17 protein-coding genes and 2 tRNA genes are annotated in these 16,899 nt (G+C 55.4%); 7 read left to right on the top strand and 12 right to left on the bottom strand.

Features of this window, described 5'->3' with window-relative positions:
* Positions 1-266: 266 nt before the first annotated feature.
* From LZP96_RS19955 to mltB, 11 genes are all read right to left on the bottom strand, one after another.
* Positions 267-343, bottom strand: a tRNA-Arg gene (locus LZP96_RS19955).
* Between the two features lie 4 nt (positions 344-347).
* Positions 348-440, bottom strand: a tRNA-Ser gene (locus tag LZP96_RS19960).
* A gap of 341 nt (positions 441-781) precedes the next feature.
* Entirely contained in the window at positions 782-967 is a 186-nt protein-coding gene (gene csrA, locus LZP96_RS19965) for a carbon storage regulator CsrA (RefSeq protein WP_000906486.1), read from the bottom strand.
* Between the two features lie 240 nt (positions 968-1,207).
* The gene (gene alaS, locus LZP96_RS19970) at positions 1,208-3,835 is read right to left on the bottom strand and encodes an alanine--tRNA ligase (protein WP_064327136.1); all 2,628 of its coding nucleotides are present in this window, start codon (positions 3,833-3,835) and stop codon (positions 1,208-1,210) included.
* A 131-nt stretch (positions 3,836-3,966) separates the two neighbouring features.
* Complete coding sequence (recX, locus tag LZP96_RS19975) at positions 3,967-4,467, bottom strand: recombination regulator RecX (RefSeq protein WP_064327137.1); 501 nt, start codon at positions 4,465-4,467, stop codon at positions 3,967-3,969.
* A gap of 68 nt (positions 4,468-4,535) precedes the next feature.
* Complete coding sequence (recA, locus tag LZP96_RS19980) at positions 4,536-5,594, bottom strand: recombinase RecA (RefSeq protein WP_064327138.1); 1,059 nt, start codon at positions 5,592-5,594, stop codon at positions 4,536-4,538.
* Positions 5,595-5,683: 89 nt separating this feature from the next.
* Entirely contained in the window at positions 5,684-6,181 is a 498-nt protein-coding gene (gene pncC / locus LZP96_RS19985; protein ID WP_064327139.1) for a nicotinamide-nucleotide amidase, read from the bottom strand.
* 128 nt (positions 6,182-6,309) lie between these two features.
* A complete protein-coding gene (locus LZP96_RS19990) occupies positions 6,310-7,188 on the bottom strand; it encodes a metal ABC transporter substrate-binding protein (protein WP_064327140.1) in 879 nt (292 codons plus the stop codon).
* A gap of 14 nt (positions 7,189-7,202) precedes the next feature.
* Positions 7,203-8,063, bottom strand: a complete 861-nt coding sequence (locus LZP96_RS19995; protein WP_064327141.1) for a metal ABC transporter permease — start codon at positions 8,061-8,063, stop codon at positions 7,203-7,205.
* Entirely contained in the window at positions 8,060-8,713 is a 654-nt protein-coding gene (locus LZP96_RS20000; protein ID WP_064327142.1) for a metal ABC transporter ATP-binding protein, read from the bottom strand. The genes LZP96_RS19995 and LZP96_RS20000 overlap by 4 nt, the downstream gene beginning before the upstream one ends.
* A 261-nt stretch (positions 8,714-8,974) precedes the next feature.
* Positions 8,975-10,075 carry a lytic murein transglycosylase B gene (gene mltB, locus LZP96_RS20005; protein ID WP_198324741.1) on the bottom strand — a complete coding sequence of 367 codons (1,101 nt, stop codon included), beginning with the start codon at positions 10,073-10,075 and terminating at the stop codon, positions 8,975-8,977.
* Positions 10,076-10,349: 274 nt separating this feature from the next.
* On the opposite strand from mltB, the gene srlA reads away from it, so the two are divergent.
* From srlA to gutQ, 7 genes are all read left to right on the top strand, one after another.
* Positions 10,350-10,913, top strand: coding sequence for a PTS glucitol/sorbitol transporter subunit IIC (gene srlA / locus LZP96_RS20010; RefSeq protein WP_064327143.1), 564 nt, complete (start codon positions 10,350-10,352; stop codon positions 10,911-10,913).
* Entirely contained in the window at positions 10,910-11,869 is a 960-nt protein-coding gene (gene srlE / locus LZP96_RS20015; RefSeq protein ID WP_064327144.1) for a PTS glucitol/sorbitol transporter subunit IIB, read from the top strand. The genes srlA and srlE overlap by 4 nt, the downstream gene beginning before the upstream one ends.
* 12 nt (positions 11,870-11,881) lie before the next feature.
* Positions 11,882-12,244 carry a PTS glucitol/sorbitol transporter subunit IIA gene (srlB, locus tag LZP96_RS20020; protein ID WP_064327145.1) on the top strand — a complete coding sequence of 121 codons (363 nt, stop codon included), beginning with the start codon at positions 11,882-11,884 and terminating at the stop codon, positions 12,242-12,244.
* Between the two features lie 15 nt (positions 12,245-12,259).
* The gene (gene srlD / locus LZP96_RS20025; RefSeq protein ID WP_064327146.1) at positions 12,260-13,039 is read left to right on the top strand and encodes a sorbitol-6-phosphate dehydrogenase; all 780 of its coding nucleotides are present in this window, start codon (positions 12,260-12,262) and stop codon (positions 13,037-13,039) included.
* Between the two features lie 68 nt (positions 13,040-13,107).
* On the top strand, positions 13,108-13,467 hold the full coding sequence (gene gutM, locus LZP96_RS20030; RefSeq protein ID WP_064327147.1) for a transcriptional regulator GutM: 360 nt from the start codon (positions 13,108-13,110) through the stop codon (positions 13,465-13,467).
* 63 nt (positions 13,468-13,530) lie between these two features.
* Positions 13,531-14,304, top strand: a complete 774-nt coding sequence (srlR, locus tag LZP96_RS20035; RefSeq protein WP_064327148.1) for a glucitol operon DNA-binding transcriptional repressor SrlR — start codon at positions 13,531-13,533, stop codon at positions 14,302-14,304.
* Positions 14,297-15,262: an arabinose-5-phosphate isomerase GutQ gene (gutQ, locus tag LZP96_RS20040; protein WP_064327149.1), complete on the top strand. Its 966-nt coding sequence runs from the start codon at positions 14,297-14,299 to the stop codon at positions 15,260-15,262. Before srlR ends, gutQ begins: the two co-directional genes overlap by 8 nt.
* On the opposite strand, the gene norR is transcribed toward gutQ, so the two are convergent.
* Complete coding sequence (gene norR, locus LZP96_RS20045; protein WP_064327150.1) at positions 15,259-16,773, bottom strand: nitric oxide reductase transcriptional regulator NorR; 1,515 nt, start codon at positions 16,771-16,773, stop codon at positions 15,259-15,261. The genes gutQ and norR overlap by 4 nt on opposite strands.
* Positions 16,774-16,899 lie beyond the last annotated feature (126 nt).

Genomic DNA, 16,899 nt, shown 5'->3' on the forward strand with positions numbered 1-16,899 from the left:
CGGGAGGATTCGAACCTCCGACCGCTCGGTTCGTAGCCGAGTACTCTATCCAGCTGAGCTACGGATGCATCGGGATTTACTACTGTACTGCTTGATACGTCATATCACTTCTAAAGTCATATGAAGTAATAGATGGTGCATCCGGGAGGATTACTCGGCTGCGCCTCGCCCTTACGGGCCGTTGCTGAAGCAACGTTATCTTCCCTGGTGCTTGCGAAGCAATCGCAGACCATGAAACAGCAACTTCACTGTTATCCTTGAGAAGATGGTGCATCCGGGAGGATTCGAACCTCCGACCGCTCGGTTCGTAGCCGAGTACTCTATCCAGCTGAGCTACGGATGCAAAATGGCGGTGAGGCGGGGATTCGAACCCCGGATGCAGCTTTTGACCGCATACTCCCTTAGCAGGGGAGCGCCTTCAGCCTCTCGGCCACCTCACCACACAACGCCTCTTTCGAGTGCTTCGAGTAACTCGTTAAGAGCTTCTCGTCGCTGCGTGGCGCATATATTACTTTCTGGGACTTATAAGTCAAACAATTTTCCATAAGCTTTTATCGTTTGCACAAATCACAGGCAATTTGCAGCTAAAACCCGCAAAGAGAGTGTTTTATAAACGGATTTTACGCGCAGCAATGCAGTTATCGGGGGCCATCAGGAGACGAGAAAGAGAAGAAAAGGGTCGGGAAACGCTAAAAAGCAGGAGAACTGAAATCGAACGGTAACTTTATGAAGGAAGAATACTGGAGGGTTGCGTCTCGCCGCAAAGCGAGACGCGATAATATCAGTAACTGGACTGCTGGGATTTTTCAGCCTGGATACGCTGGTAGATCTCTTCACGATGGACAGAGACTTCTTTAGGGGCGTTAACACCAATACGTACCTGGTTACCCTTTACCCCTAAAACTGTCACGGTGACCTCATCCCCAATCATGAGGGTCTCACCAACTCGACGAGTCAGAATCAGCATTCTTTGCTCCTTGAAAGATTAAAAGAGTCGGGTCTCTTGTATCCCGGCATTATCCATCATATAACGCCAAAAAGTAAGCGATGACAAACACGTAATGTGTAAGCAGTCACGGCATCACATTCTGTTAAACGTAAGTTTAGCCGATATACACAAACTCAACCTGACTTTATCGTTATCGATAGCGTAGGACCAGAACGCCATAACGGTAAGGTTATGGCGTCTGATTACGCTTTGTAATTATTACAGTTTCGCACTGACCCAGTTTTCTACACTGGCCAACGCTGCTGGAAGCGCCGCTGCATCCGTGCCACCGGCTTGCGCCATGTCCGGACGACCGCCCCCTTTGCCGCCCACTTGCTGAGCGACCATGCCAATCAGTTCCCCTGCTTTTACGCGGTCCGTCACATCCTTAGAGACGCCAGCAATCAGAGAAACCTTACCCTCAGCCACTGTCGCCAGGACAACAATTGTCGAACCAAGCTGGTTCTTCAGATCGTCAACCATAGTGCGAAGCATTTTAGGCTCTACCCCTGCCAGTTCGCTGACCAGCAGTTTAACACCCTTAATATCAACCGCTTTGCTGGAGAGATTCGCACTCTCCTGCGCCGCCGCCTGCTCTTTCAACTGCTGCAGCTCTTTTTCAAGCTGACGAGTGCGTTCCAGCGCGCTACGCACCTTCTCGCCCAGGTTGTGGCTGTCGCCCTTCAACAGTTGCGCGATATCGTGCAGCTGATCGCTTTCCGCGTGCAGACTGGCAATAGCGCCTTCACCGGTCACGGCTTCGATACGGCGCACGCCTGCCGCCGTACCCGATTCAGAGACGATGCGGAACAGACCGATATCACCGGTACGCGATGCGTGAGTACCGCCACACAGTTCAGTAGAGAAATCACCCATGCTCAGAACGCGAACGCGCTCATCGTATTTCTCGCCAAACAGCGCCATCGCGCCTTTCGCACGGGCGGCTTCAAGATCCATGATATTGGTTTCGATCGGCAGGTTACGACGAATCTGCGCATTCACCAGATCTTCAACCGCACGAATTTCAGACGGTTTCATCGCTTCAAAATGAGAGAAGTCGAAACGCAATACTTTATCGTTAACCAGCGAGCCTTTCTGCGCCACGTGGGTGCCCAGAACGTCACGCAATGCTGCATGCATCAGGTGCGTCGCAGAGTGGTTCAGACGAATACGCGCCCGGCGCGCTTCATCAACGTTCGCCTGTACGCCCTCGCCCACTTTCAGTGAACCGGAGGCCAGCTTGCCGTTGTGCCCGATAGCCTGACCATATTTCTGCGTATCATTGACCGCAAAGCTAAAGCCATTGCCTTTCAGCTCGCCTTTATCGCCAACCTGGCCGCCGGACTCAGCATAGAATGGCGTCTTATCAAGCACGACAACGGCTTCCTGACCCGCGCTGATACTGTCGACCGCTTTCCCGTCAACAAACAGCGCGGTCACTTTCGCGTTCAGCTCAAGGCTGTCGTAACCTTTAAACTCAGACGCACCGTCAACGCGAATCATCGCATTGTAGTCGGCGCCAAAACCGCTGGATTCACGCGCACGACGGCGCTGCTCTTCCATTGCCGCTTCAAAGCCCGCTTCGTCAACTTTGATGTTACGCTCGCGGCAAACATCGGCCGTCAGGTCAACAGGGAAGCCATAGGTATCGTACAGACGGAATGCGGTTTCGCCATCCAGCGTATCGCCAGACAGTTTGGATAACTCTTCGTCCAGCAGCGCCAGACCACGCTCAAGCGTGCGCGCAAACTGTTCTTCTTCGGTCTTCAGAACTTGCTCAACCTGCGCTTGCTGGCGTTTCAGTTCTTCACCTGCATCGCCCATCACGCCGATCAACGGACCAACCAGTTTATAGAAGAAGGTGTCTTTCGCACCCAGCATATTGCCGTGACGAACCGCACGACGAATGATACGACGCAGCACGTAGCCACGGTTTTCATTCGATGGGGTGACGCCGTCGGCAATCAGGAAGGCACAGGAACGAATGTGATCTGCAATGACGCGCAGGGATTTATTGCTCAGATCCGTTGCACCGGTCACTTCTGCCACGGATTTAATCAGCGTGGCGAACAGATCGATATCGTAGTTGGAATTGACATGTTGCAGAACCGCGGCGATACGCTCCAGCCCCATCCCCGTATCAACAGACGGTTTTGGCAGAGGCTCCATGGTGCCGTCCACTTGACGGTTAAACTGCATAAAGACGATGTTCCAGATCTCAATGTAGCGATCGCCATCTTCTTCTGCAGAACCCGGAGGACCACCCCAGATATGGTCGCCGTGGTCGTAGAAAATTTCGGTGCAGGGACCACAAGGGCCGGTGTCACCCATCTGCCAGAAGTTATCAGAAGCGTACGGTGCGCCTTTGTTGTCGCCGATACGAATAATACGCTCACGCGGGATACCCACTTCTTTTTCCCAGATTTCGTAAGCTTCATCATCGGTTTCGTAAACGGTCACCCACAGACGTTCTTTTGGCAGGTTGAACCAGTTTTCACCGGTCAGCAATTCCCATGCAAACTGAATCGCATCGTGTTTGAAATAGTCGCCGAAGCTGAAGTTACCCAGCATCTCGAAGAAGGTATGGTGACGTGCAGTGTAACCGACGTTTTCCAGATCATTATGTTTACCGCCCGCACGTACGCAACGCTGTGAGGTTGTGGCGCGGGAATAATTACGCTTGTCGAGACCAAGGAAGACATCCTTGAACTGGTTCATCCCGGCGTTGGTAAACAGCAGAGTCGGGTCGTTGTTCGGTACCAGGGAGCTGCTGGCAACAACCTGGTGTCCCTTACTATGGAAAAAATCGAGAAACGCCTGACGGATCTCAGCGGTGCTCTTGCTCATAATTATCCTGAAATCAAGCTAACGAAATGTCATAGCCAGCCCATACATGCATTCGATTGGACGGACCAGCTACTGGAAAAAGTGGGAATAAGATAAGTTTTCTTTACTGGGAAGTAAAATCCCACATGCATTCATTCAGTAAAATTACGCCATATCTCCTGAATATCTTCCATCAGGAAGCCGCGATAGAGCAAAAAACGCTGGATTTTTATTTTTTCTGAAAATTCGCGCGGCAGCGGTTCACCGTACTTACGAATAGCCTGCTCGCGCGCTTGCTCGACCCAGTCTACATCGCACTCACGCATGGCCTGCTCGGTTGTCTCACGGGCAATGCCTTTTTGATTAAGCTCCTGGCGAATACGTGCCGGACCATAGCCTTTGCGGCTGCGGCTGGCGATAAAACGCAACACGAAACGGCTATCGTCCAGGTAGCTGTGCTCATAACACCAGGCAATCACACGATCGTAATCCTCCTGCGTGGCATCGATCGCTTCCGGGCCGTTTTTGCTCATGACGGGCGCGGCCAGCTTGCGGCGTAACTCCTGTTCGCTGTGATCGCGCACGGCAAGGATCCGCACTGCGCGGTCCAGTAACCGGGCATAGGCCGGGCGGCGGGGTTTCTGTTCACTCATAAAAAACCTGTTCCGGTTAAATGCAAAAAGGGCCGCATAAGCGGCCCTTAGTTATAACCTTTTGGTTATCAGAAATCTTCGTTGCTTTCAGAAGCATCTGCCGCATCAACAACAAAGTCTGGCTTAGAATCCGGGTTGCTGAGCAGCAACTCACGAACTTTTTTCTCAATCTCTTTCGCTGCAGCAGGGTTCTCTTTCAGCCAGGAGATAGCATTCGCCTTGCCCTGACCGATTTTATCGCCGTTGTAGCTGTACCAGGCACCCGCTTTTTCAATCAGCTTCTCTTTCACGCCCAGGTCAACCAGCTCACCGAGGAAGTTGATACCTTCACCGTAAAGGATCTGGAATTCAGCTTGTTTGAACGGTGCAGCGATTTTGTTCTTCACAACCTTCACGCGGGTTTCGCTACCCACCACGTTCTCGCCTTCTTTCACCGCGCCAATACGACGGATGTCCAGACGAACAGAGGCGTAGAATTTCAGCGCGTTACCACCGGTGGTGGTTTCCGGGTTACCGAACATGACGCCAATTTTCATACGGATCTGGTTGATGAAGATCAGCAGAGTATTAGACTGCTTCAGGTTACCTGCCAGCTTACGCATCGCCTGGCTCATCATACGTGCCGCGAGGCCCATATGAGAGTCACCGATTTCCCCTTCGATTTCCGCTTTTGGCGTCAGTGCGGCAACGGAGTCCACCACGATAACGTCTACAGCACCCGAACGGGCCAACGCATCACAGATTTCCAGCGCCTGCTCACCGGTGTCCGGCTGGGAACACAGCAGGTTATCGATATCAACGCCCAGTTTACGGGCATAGATTGGATCCAGCGCGTGCTCGGCATCGATAAATGCACAGGTTTTACCCTGACGCTGTGCAGCGGCAATCGCCTGCAGCGTTAAGGTTGTTTTACCGGAGGATTCTGGCCCGTAGATTTCTACGATACGGCCCATTGGCAGGCCGCCAGCGCCCAGCGCGATATCAAGAGAAAGCGAACCGGTGGAGATAGTTTCCACATCCATGGAGCGGTCTTCACCCAGGCGCATGATGGAGCCTTTACCGAATTGCTTTTCGATCTGGCCCAGCGCTGCCGCCAACGCTTTCTGTTTGTTTTCGTCGATAGCCATTATTACTCCTGTCATGCCGGGAGAAGCGACTGTGCTTCACCGAGGATTACTGTTTTGTTGAGGCAATTATACTGTATGCTCATACAGTATCAAGTGTTTTGTAGAAATTGTTGCCAGAGCGTTTTTAACGCATATTCCGTCGCCTGCCGACGCACGCTTTCGCGATCGCCCTTAAAGCATTCACGACGGGTAATGCCCTCGCCTTGCGAGGTCGCAAAGCCAAACCAGACGGTGCCCACGGGTTTCACATCGCTGCCGCCGTCCGGCCCGGCGATGCCGCTGATGGAGATGGCGAAATCGGCCCGCGCCGCTTTTAACGCCCCGATGGCCATCTCGACTACCACGGGCTCGCTCACCGCGCCGTGCGCTTCAAGCGTGGCTTCACGTACGCCAATCATCTGTGCTTTGGCTTCGTTACTGTAGGTGACAAATCCGCGTTCAAACCAGGCGGAACTGCCCGCAATATCGGTGATGACTTTGGCGACCCAGCCGCCCGTACAGGATTCTGCTGCCGTCAGCGTGGCCCCGCGCTGTTTCAACGCCAGGCCCACGACTTCACTCAGCTGCATTAATTCATGGTCAGTCATCGCTTTACACTCCTGAAAAACATGCAGCACAAGATAGCACTTTCTCAGAAGATATGGGGACGAGGGTAAGAATTTACGAGGGTGATTCAGAAAAAAGCCGACGGTAAAATCGGCTTAGCGGGGAAGAATTATTTCATGCTCTTCGCGAGCGTATCAACGTTGTGTCGGAACGCTTTAACATAGGTGTCTGCCACGCCGCCTTTTGCCGACAGCGCCTCAGGATAAAGTTCACCGCCGGGCTGAGCGCCCGTCGCGAGGGCAATCTGTTTTACCAGACGGGGATCGAGCTGATTCTCCATAAACCAGGTCTTCACGCCGTCCGCTTTGATCTGATTGATGATCTCTGCCACCTGCGCCGCACTGGCTTCGCTCTCGGAAGAGAGTCCTTGCGGTGCCATAAAGGTCACACCATAGGCCCGGCTGAAATAGCCAAACGCATCGTGGCTGGTCAGTACCTTACGTTTGCTCTGAGGAATCGCGCTAAATTGCGATTTTGCCCAGTTATCCATCGCCGTGAGTTGGGCAATGTAAGGTCTGGCGGAGCTCTCCAGCGCCGTTTTATCCTGCGGATCGGCCTCGACAAGGCCCGCGAGAATATTCTGCGCATACAACGCCCCGTTAGCCGCGCTGTTCCAGGCGTGAGGATCCGTCACGGTTTCGCCGTCTTCATCAAGCGTATGCGTTTTAACCCCTGCAGAGGCCACCACCAGCGTTCCTTTAAATCCAGAGGCTTTGACCAGACGGTCGAGCCACCCTTCCAGCCCCAGCCCGTTAACCACCACGACATCCGCTTTGCTGAGCGCTGCACTGTCCTTTGGCGACGGTTCAAACGTATGCGGATCGCCATCCGGTCCCACCAGCGTGGTGACCTTAACGTGCTCGCCCCCCACCTGCTGCGTGATATCCCCTAAGATCGAAAAACTGGTCACCACGTTGAGCGTTTTTGCCGCGACACTTTGCGACAGTACACCCAGCGCCAGCGCGACGAGTAAACCTGTACGTTTCATTATTTCCCCTTGCATTAAAAATACGCCCGCAGACTGGCAGCCAGCCTGCTGCGCGAGCCACATAAAACAGAAAAAAAGAACAGCGCGCTGGCGGTCAGCACGATGGCGGGGCCAGCGGGCAAGCTGGCAGCCCAGGAAAGGCTCAGCCCCAGCCATGCGCAGCAGACGCCGCTCGCCCCGGCAAACAGCAGCATCCCTGGCAACGTACGCGCCCAACAGCGGGCGGCGACGGCGGGCAGCATCATCAACCCCACCGCCATCAGCGTGCCGAGCACCTGAAAACCGGCGACCAGGTTGAGCACCAGCAGCGCCAGGAATAACCCGTGCAGGAGCGCGGGAAGCCAGCGGGCATTAACCTGTAACCAGGCGGTATCAAAGGCTTCGGTCACCAGACCGCGATAGAAAATCGCCAGGATAAGTAGCGTCAACGCGCAGACGCCGGCGACAAACCAGGCTGAATCAATGTCTACCGCCAGGATCGAGCCAAACAGCAGGTGCAGCAGATCGACGTTTGACCCACGTAGCGAAACCAGCGTGACGCCCAGCGCCAGCGAGCCAAGATAGAAGCCCGCAAAGCTGGCATCTTCTTTTAACGGAGTACGGCGACTGACAAACCCCGCCACCAGCGCAACTAAAATACCGGCGATAAACCCGCCGATGCTCATCGCCAGAAGCGACATGCCGCTCAGTAAATATCCCACCGCCACGCCGGGCAAAATGGCGTGGGAAAGCGCATCTCCCATCAGGCTCATACGCCGCAACTGCAAAAATACCCCTAACGCCGTGGTACTGACCGACAGCGCCAGGCAAACCGCCAGCGCCCGACGCATAAAACCGTACTCAATAAAGGGCTGAAAAAAGAGATGCCAGATCATGCCACCCTCACTTGCGCGGTATCCCAGTGAAAGGCAGCGGTATCAAGACGTAACGTCTGGGGGAAATGGCGCGCCACGCGTTCGCTGTCATGCAGTACGGCCAGGACCGTTTTTCCCTCGCCATGCATCTCCAGCATTAAAGCCATCAGTACGTGACAGGTGGCTTCATCCACGCCGGTAAAAGGCTCATCCAGCATCACCAGCGCAGCCTGCTGCACTAATACCCTGGCAAACAGCATTCGCTGAAATTGCCCGCCCGAAAGTTCGTCAATCGTGAGATGCGCCATCGCCTCCAGGCCAACCCGTTCAAGCGCGGCGGCAATACGTCTGCGGGTGTCACGCTGAAAGCCCGCCAGCAGCGAATGTTGCGGCCAGCAGCCCATGCTGACGACATCCTGGACCGTCAGCGGAAACTGCGCCTCCAGCGCATGACGCTGCGCCAGCCAGCCAATAACCGGGCGCTTACCCTGCCATCGGAAGGCACCGCTCACCGGGGGAATAAAGCCCGCCAGGGTTTTCAGGAGCGTTGATTTGCCACAACCGTTCGCCCCCGTAATAGCCGTCATACTGCCCGACGCAATCACGCCGTTCAGCGTCGGCGTGACGGGCACGCGGTCGTAGCCCGCGACAAGCTGTTGCAGTTCAATCATGGCAGTCTCACCGCCCAGAGCATCACCAGACCCATGAGCAGAATCAGTGCCAACGCCATGAAAAATCGTACAAAAGCTGAACGGGCAAAAAGAGATACCGACATACCTTTACCTGCATTTAATGTTATAACATAACAATAAATAAAAGCATTGAGGATGTAAATGGCGGAGGGGAAAAGGGAGTGTGGCGAAATGTTTCAGGAAAACGACGAGTTCGCCGGAATATGCCCTCTCCATACAGAAGAGGGCATCAGCAATGTACTACTGGCTAAACGGGGACGCCGCCGGAACGCGGGCCAGCGCAACCGCCTGCCCCAGCTGCCATACGGCCATGGCGTAGTGGGTACTGTGGTTGTAGCGCGTGATGGTGTAGAAGTTTGGTAATCCGTACCAGTACTGATAACCGGAACCAATATCCAGACGCAGCAGGCTCACCTGCTGATTATTGTTCAGCGGCTGCATCGGCGTTAAGCCCGCAGACGCCAGCTGCGCGACGCTGTATTTGGTTTTGAAGCCATTTTCCAGCCCTGGCGCCTGTCCATTGGCCTGCACCGCGACCTGCTCGCCTTTGACCCAGCCATGCGCTTTGAAGTAGTTCGCCACGCTGCCGATGGCATCGACCGGATCCCACAGATTGATATGCCCGTCACCATTAAAGTCGACGGCATACTCTTTGTAGGATGACGGCATAAACTGACCATATCCCATTGCGCCTGCGAAGGAACCTTTCAGGTCGAGCGGATCGTCTTGTTCATTTCTCGCCATCAACAGGAAGGTTTCCAGTTCTGATGAGAAATATTCGGCGCGGCGCGGATAGTTGAACGAAAGCGTCGCCAGCGCATCCAGGATGCGGGTTTTGCCCATCACGCGGCCCCAGCGGGTTTCCACGCCGATGATGCCCACGATAATCTCAGGCGGTACACCATACACCTGCCATGCACGGGTTAAGGCATCTTCATATTGATTCCAGAAGGCCACCCCGTTCTGGACGTTATCAGGGGTAATAAACTGTTTACGATAGCGCAGCCACGCGCCGTTTGGTCCTGACGGGGGCTGAGTGGTCGGCGCCTGGCGATCCATCAGACGCAGGACATAGTCCAGACGTTTAGCCTGGGACAGGATCTCCTGCAACTGCTGTCGGTTGAATCCATGCTTGCTCACCATTTTATCGATGAACTGCTCGGCAGCCGGGTTATTGGCAAAATCGCCCCCCATCTGCATCACATTGTGCTGCGGCTCCAGCAGAAAGCCGCCGGAAGGCGCCCCCGCCGTTTGTTGAACTTCCTCTGTTTTCGGCTTACTGCTACAGGCAGCAAGCATAATCAGCGCGGGGATGAGCGCTGCATAACGACGCTTGACCATGTGACATCCATTTAAAGAATTCGATAAGTGGCAAGTATGGTAAAGCATCCCCGATGCCTCAAGGAAGCCCAACGCGCCTTCTCCGCCCACTCTTTATGCCTGCCCGCACGGATTTGTATTTTATTTGAACAAAACACACCGTTAAAACCCAATATATTTCAAAATAATCCATTTTTCTTTCATTGTGCGATACAATTAACACTTTAAAACCTTTCAAAGTGATTATTATTAGCCCCAGTTATACAAAAACAAAAAAGTCCCACAGGAGAGAAGAATGATAGAAACCATCACCCACGGCGCCGAGTGGTTCATCGGGCTGTTTCAGAAAGGCGGAGAAGTCTTCACCGGCATGGTGACCGGGATCCTCCCCCTGCTGATCAGTCTTCTGGTGATCATGAACGCGCTGATTAACTTTATCGGCCAGCAACGCATTGAACGCTTTGCCCAGCGCTGCGCCGGCAATCCGCTGTCCCGTTACCTGGTTCTGCCCTTCATCGGCACGTTTGTTTTTTGCAACCCGATGACGCTGAGCCTGGGCCGCTTTATGCCGGAAAAGTACAAGCCGAGCTATTACGCCGCAGCCTCCTACAGCTGCCACTCCATGAATGGCCTGTTCCCGCATATCAACCCCGGCGAGCTGTTTGTTTATCTGGGCATTGCCAGCGGCCTGACCACGCTTGGCCTGCCGCTCGGTCCGCTGGCGGTGAGTTATCTGCTGGTCGGGCTGGTCACTAACTTTTTCCGCGGCTGGATCACGGATCTCACTACCGCCATTTTCGAGAAAAAAATGGGGATCCAGCTTGAAGAGAAAGTCCATCTTTCAGGAGCCACAGCATGAACCGGATTCGCATTGAAAAAGGCACGGGCGGCTGGGGCGGCCCGCTGGAATTCGACGCCGCGGAAGGCAAAAAAATCGTCTACATCACCGCAGGCACACGTCCGGCCATTGTCGACAAACTGCGTGAACTGACCGGCTGGGAAGCGGTCGACGGCTTCAAAGAGGGCGAACCGCCCGAAGCGGAAATCGGCGTGGCGGTAATCGACTGCGGCGGCACGCTGCGCTGCGGCATCTACCCCAAGCGGCGTATTCCTACCGTGAATATCCATTCCACCGGTAAATCAGGTCCGCTGGCGCAGTACATCCTGGAGGACATCTATGTCTCCGGCGTAAAAGAGGAAAACATTCGTCTGGCACAAGGGTCTGCTGCCCCTCAGAAAGCGGCTCCGCGTGATTACGACACGAGTAAGAAAATCACTGAACAGAGTGACGGCCTGCTGGCAAAAGTCGGGATGGGGATGGGCTCTGCCGTGGCCGTGCTGTTCCAGTCCGGGCGCGACACCATCGACACGGTGCTAAAAACCATTCTGCCGTTTATGGCATTCGTTTCGGCGCTGATCGGCATCATCATGGCCTCGGGTCTTGGCGACTGGATTGCCCACGGCCTCGCCCCGCTGGCGAGCCACCCGCTCGGGTTGGTGACGCTGGCGCTGATCTGCTCCTTCCCGCTGCTGTCGCCGTTTCTCGGCCCGGGCGCGGTCATTGCGCAGGTTATCGGCGTGCTGATTGGCGTGCAGATTGGCCTTGGCAACATTCCCCCGCATCTGGCCCTGCCCGCCCTGTTTGCCATTAACGCCCAGGCGGCGTGTGATTTCATCCCTGTCGGGCTGTCGCTGGCGGAAGCGCGCCAGGACACCGTGCGCGTTGGCGTGCCGTCTGTACTGGTCAGCCGTTTCCTGACCGGCGCACCGACGGTGCTGATTGCCTGGTTTGTCTCCGGCTTTATCTACCAATAAGAGGTTCCTGTGATGACCGTAATTTACCAGACCACTATCACCCGCATTGGCCAGAGCGCGGCCGATGCGCTCAGCGACAACATGCTGATTACCTTCCGCGAAGGCGCGCCCGCGGATATCGAAGCGTTTTGCTTTATCCACTGCCACGGCGAGATGAGCGGCGAGCTGAAGGCCGGGAGTCAGATGGAGTTGGGCGATGCGCGCTACGCCGTGACCGCCGTCGGCGAGGTGGCCGGACAAAACCTGCGGGAGCTCGGCCATATCACCCTGCGTTTTGATGGCCAGCCGCAGGCGGAATATCCCGGTACGGTGCATGTGGCTGGCCCGGTTCCGCAGGCTGTCACCCCAGGCTGCACACTGAAGTTTGTTGCGTAATTTAAGGAGAAAGATATGAGTCAGGTTGCCGTTGTCATTGGTGGGGGACAAACCTTAGGCGAGTTCCTCTGCCGTGGGCTTGCTGCAGAGGGTTACCGCGTGGCGGTCGTGGATATTCAGAGTGAAAAAGCCGCACGCGTGGCGGATGCCATCAACACCGAATGGGGTGAAGGGATGGCCTGGGGATTTGGTGCTGACGCCACCAGCGAGCAGAGCGTGATGGCGCTGGCCCGCGGCGTGGACGAGATTTTTGGCCGTACCGACCTGCTGGTCTACAGCGCAGGGATAGCCAAAGCGGCCTTTATCAGCGATGTCGAACTGGGGGATTTCGACCGCTCCCTGCAGGTGAACCTGGTGGGTTATTTCCTCTGCGCACGCGAGTTTTCCCGCCTGATGATCCGCGATGGCATACAGGGGCGCATCATTCAGATTAACTCGAAATCGGGCAAAGTGGGCAGCAAACACAACTCCGGTTACAGCGCGGCGAAATTTGGCGGCGTAGGGCTGACGCAATCTCTGGCCCTCGATCTGGCCGAATATGGCATTACCGTGCACTCGCTGATGCTGGGCAACCTGCTGAAATCGCCGATGTTCCAGTCCCTGCTGCCGCAATATGCCACCAAACTTGGGATCAATGCCGATGAAGTTGAGCAGTATTACATCGACAAAGTGCCGCTCAAGCGCGGCTGCGATTATCAGGACGTGCTGAATATGCTGCTGTTTTATGCCAGCCCGAAGGCCGCTTACTGCACCGGGCAGTCCATTAATATCACCGGCGGACAGGTGATGTTCTGATCGAGAGGTTTGTTTCCGCTCACCTTAACCCTCTCCCACAGGGAGAGGGAACAAAATAAGGAGTCGATATGGTCACCGCATTCATCACCGTCGCCGCCATCGCCTGGTTCTGCCAGCTGATCTTTGCCGGCTGGCAGCTCCGCCAGTTTAACCGTGCGTTTGATGCCCTGTGTCAGAAAGGCCGCGTGGGCGTCGGGCGTTCCGGTGGGCGTTTCAAACCGCGCGTGGTGGTTGCCATTGCGCTGGATGAAGACAACAAAGTCTGCGATTCCCTCATCATGCGCGGAATAACTGTTTTTGCCCGACCGGTGAAAATCCAGGCAATTAACGGCATCTCTTTGCAGGAATTACGACCCGATGTGATCTTTCCCCATGATTCTCTCTGTCAGAATGCACTATCATTAGCGCTTAATCTGAAACATGTATAATTTCGTTGTGAAAGCTATATGCTTGCGAAATTATCATTTCGCAACGTAAGGAACGAAGCGCCTATGAAACCTCGTCAGCGGCAGGCGGCCATTCTTGAGCATCTCCAGAAGCAGGGAAAATGTTCAGTAGAAGACCTGGCTCACTACTTTGACACCACGGGCACCACCATTCGCAAGGATCTGGTCTTGCTTGAAAACGCGGGTGCCGTCATTCGAACCTATGGTGGAGTAGTGCTCAATAAAGACGAAGCCGACCCGCCTATCGATCACAAAACGCTGATTAATACTCCTCAGAAAGCGCTGATTGCCGAAGCGGCCGTCAACTTTATCCACGACGGCGACTCCATCATCCTGGATGCAGGCAGTACCGTGCTGCAGATGATCCCGCTGCTCAGCCGCTTCAATAACATCACGGTGATGACCAACAGTCTGCACATCGTCAACGCCCTGGCGGAGAACGACTGCGAGCAGACCATCCTGATGCCCGGTGGAACCTTTCGTAAAAAATCGGCGTCATTTCACGGTCAGCTGGCAGAGAACGCCTTTGACCACTTTAGTTTTGATAAGCTCTTTATGGGCACCGACGGTATCGATCTTAATGCAGGCGTCACCACCTTTAACGAGGTTTTTAGCGTCAGTAAGGCCATGTGCAACGCCGCACGGGAGGTCATTCTGATGGCGGACTCGTCGAAGTTTGGTCGCAAAAGCCCGAATATTGTCTGTAGTCTGGAAAGCGTCGATAAGCTGATTACCGACGCAGGTATCGACCCGGCGTTCAAAAAAGCGCTGGAAGAGAAAGGAATCAATGTGATCGTAACCGGAGAGAGTCATGAGTGATTTTCTGTTAAACGCAGGCCGCCAGACGCTGTTACTTGAACTCCAGGAAGCCAGCCGTCTGCCGGATCGTCTTGGCGATGATTTTGTTCGTGCTGCCAACACCATCATTCAGTGCGAGGGCAAAGTGATCGTGGCCGGGATCGGGAAATCCGGGCACATCGGCAAGAAGATCGCCGCGACGCTTGCCAGCACCGGAACCCCGGCGTTCTTTGTGCATCCGGCCGAAGCGCTGCACGGCGATCTGGGGATGATCGAAAGCCGCGACGTGATGCTGTTTATCTCCTATTCCGGCTCGGCCAAAGAGCTGGATTTGATTATTCCGCGCCTGCACGAAAAATCAGTCGCCCTGCTGGCGATGACCGGTAAATCGCGTTCGCCGCTGGCAGTGGCAGCCAAAGCCACGCTGGATATCTCCGTGGAGCGCGAAGCCTGCCCGATGCACCTCGCCCCGACGTCCAGCACCGTTAACACGCTGATGATGGGCGACGCGCTGGCGATGGCGGTGATGCAGGCGCGCGGCTTCAACGAAGAAGATTTTGCCCGCTCGCACCCGGCGGGCGCGCTCGGCGCACGCCTGCTCAATAAAGTGCATCATCTGATGCGGACCGACGATGCGATTCCGCAGGTCAAACTGAACACCAGCGTGATGGACGCAATGCTGGAGCTCAGCCGAACTGGCCTTGGGCTGGTTGCGGTGTGCGATGAAAACGATCTCGTCACCGGGGTCTTTACCGACGGGGATCTTCGTCGCTGGCTGGTTGGCGGCGGCAAACTGGAGACGCCCGTACAGGACGCGATGACGCCAGGCGGCCTGACGCTCAACGCCGAAAGCCGCGCCATCGAAGCCAAAGAGCTGCTGATGAAACGCAAAATCACCGCCGCACCGGTGGTGGATGACAGCGGCAAACTCTGCGGCGCGATAAACCTGCAGGATTTTTATCAGGCCGGGATTATTTAACCCTTCAGTCCCAGACGTTTCGCCAGCCGGTGCAGGTTGGCGACGTCCGTTTCCAGCGCCCGCGCACATGCCGCCCAGCTGCGGCCGTTCTGCTCCAGCGCACGGGCAATCGCCTGGCGCTGAAAGGCTTCGGTGGCTTCACGCAAACTGGTACTGACGGCCATCGGGGTCTCCTGAACCACAGCAGGCGCCTTCTCATCGTGCAGGGCAAAATGTCGGGCATGAATCACCAGCTCATCGCTTGAACGCTCCGCGCGCGCCAGCACCACCGCGCGGTGGATAGCGTGTTCCAGTTCGCGCACGTTGCCCGGCCAGCCATACTGCTGAAGATGCTCACGCGCCCCAGGGCTGAGCACGACGCGGGAAAGGCCCATCTTGAGCCGACACTGCTCGCAAAAATAGCCTGCCAGCAACACCACGTCTTCGCCCCGTTCACGCAGCGCTGGCACCGTCAGCGGAAAAACGCTCAGACGATGGAACAGATCGGCGCGGAAGTGACCGGCCAGTACCTCTTCACGCAAATCGCGGTTGGTGGCGGCGAGAACGCGTACATCGACCCGTAAGCTGCGATCGTCACCTACGCGCTGAATATCGCCGTACTGCAGCACCCGCAGCAGCTTCGCCTGTAACGACAGCGACAGCTCGCCAATTTCATCAAGGAACAGCGTGCCATTATCGGCCATTTCGAACTTACCGCTGCGGTTGCTGATAGCCCCGGTAAACGCCCCTTTCACATGCCCGAACAGTTCGCTTTCCGCCACGCTTTCTGGCAGCGCGGCGCAGTTGAGATAGACAAGCGGGTTAACCGCGCGAGGTGAATTTTCGTGTATGGATTTCGCCACCAGCTCTTTACCGGTGCCCGTTTCGCCGAAAATCAGCACGTTTAAATCCGAGGCCGCCACGATATCGATCTCTTTTTTAAGCTGGACCATTCCTGCGGACAGGCCAATCATCTCGGTATGGATGACCTGTTCAAAGGCCGCCGGGCTGCCCGGCAGCAGGTTCTGGCTCTCCAGTTGTTCAATCAGCAGCGCGTTATTTAGCGCCCCGGCGGCCAGGGCCGCGATCAGACGCAGCTCTTCATCACTGAAGGTATCGAACTGGTCCGGCGACATACCGTCAAGCGTCAGGGCGCCAATCAGATTTTGTCCGGCAAAAAGCGGCAGGCCAATGCAGGCGTGGACCTTCAGGCTCTCCTGTCCCGGGATCAGCCCATCGTAAGGGTCGGGGAGATCGCTGTCCGCAGGAAAGCGCACCACATCCCCCGCACGGGCAATGGTTTCGAGACGCGGATGGCCCTCCAGAGTAAAGCGGCGCCCCAGAACATCCTGCGCCAGTCCGTCGATGGCGAGCGGTATAAACTGCCGCCCTTCATAACGCAGCAGCGCCGAGGCATCGCATGCCAGCACGTGCCGCAGGGTTGAAATCAGCCGTTGAAAACGGTCCTGATGACCAATACCAGTTTGCAGTTCAATGGCGATTTTCGCCAGCACATCTACGGAAAAGCTCATCTTCGCCTCACTGTCATTTTGACAATCTATATTGTCATAATGACCATAAATAAGACAGTCATTTTGACTACTCATTACGGGTGACTTTTTAACAAAGGCAATAAAATCAATACTATAAAAAGTTGG

Source organism: Huaxiibacter chinensis (assembly GCF_022171985.1).
GTDB classification, from domain to species: Bacteria; Pseudomonadota; Gammaproteobacteria; order Enterobacterales; family Enterobacteriaceae; genus Enterobacter; species Enterobacter chinensis_A.